This is a genomic window from Vibrio sp. Vb0349 (assembly GCF_033338975.1).
Window position 1 is genome coordinate 1 of the sequence record NZ_JAWOTS010000347.1, and the last position, 1,154, is coordinate 1,154.

A 1,154-nucleotide genomic window follows, 5' to 3' on the forward strand; every position below is an offset into this window, starting at 1 on the left:
TCAAAAAGCGTGTTTGACTGACTGACATTTACCGTCACAGGTTGATGGTTGCTCGTTCATTATTCTGGACAGCTTTTGGGCTGTGAACGAGCGACCACACTCTTATCTTAATCCTACATCTCGTAACAAGGAGTCGTTATGACGCCCGATGTGTTATTTGAATCGCTATGGCAAGACTACATCCAACGTCTTTGTCCTTCTGCTGCTAAGGTGCATCAGCTTCTACAAGAAGATGAGGCTCTGATTAATGATCATATTGCTTTACGCACTTTCAATGTTGAACCGCTAGGTATCGAGACATTGGCGAAACCGTTTTTAGCTGCTGGCTATAAAGCGTGTGGGGACTACGTATTTGAGAGCAAAAAACTGGTCGCAAAACACTATGAGCACCCAGACCCGAAGCAGCCTAAAGTCTTCATCAGTGAGCTGAAAGTCGAAGAGTGTTCGCCAGAGCTGCAAGATATTGTGGCGAAACTGGCTTCGCAAGTGGATGCTGAAAAACTGTCGGGCAGTGCATTTCTGCATGGCGGTCGCTTATGGGATCTAAGCTTTGCTGATTACCAAACGTTGGCTAAAGAGAGCGAGTATGCGTCTTGGCTGGCCGCGCACGGTTATGGTGCTAATCACTTTACGGTGAGTGTGAATCAGCTGAATCAACACGATGAAGTCAAACAGGTTAACGACCATCTTCGTCAAGCAGGGTTTGTGATCAATGAGTCGGGCGGTGAGGTGAAAGGCTCGCCGGAAGTGCTGCTTGAGCAATCGTCGACAATGGCAGACAAAGTGCCAGTGACCTTCGAAGAAGGTTCGGAAATTATCCCAGGTGGCTTTTACGAGTTTGCTAAACGTTACCCAATGGAGAATGGCGAGTTGTACCCAGGATTTGTTGCAGCATCAGCAGACAAAATTTTTGAAAGCACTAATGGTTAAACGTACCAATGGCTAAACGCCATGGAATACCTTGGGCTAACGTTGTTGTTTGTTAGCCTCTTGCGACCTAGGGTTTGACTGAGTTGCAAGGTAAATAACAAAGTAAATAAAAAGCCACCAATGTTGCCATTGGTGGCTTTTATAGTTTTGTTCGTGTCACTCTAAATTGAGATTAACGAGTACCGTAAACAACGATAGTTTTACCGTGCGCAGAGATTAGGTTC

At 45.7% G+C, this 1,154-nt stretch carries 1 protein-coding gene; it reads left to right on the top strand.

Features of this window, described 5'->3' with window-relative positions; all coding sequences use genetic code 11:
- The first annotated feature begins 138 nt into the window (after positions 1 to 138).
- Positions 139 to 930 (top strand): DUF1338 domain-containing protein, encoded by a 792-nt coding sequence (locus R7Q47_RS25735; RefSeq protein ID WP_025559237.1) that lies wholly within the window; start codon positions 139 to 141, stop codon positions 928 to 930.
- Positions 931 to 1,154: the final 224 nt, after the last annotated feature.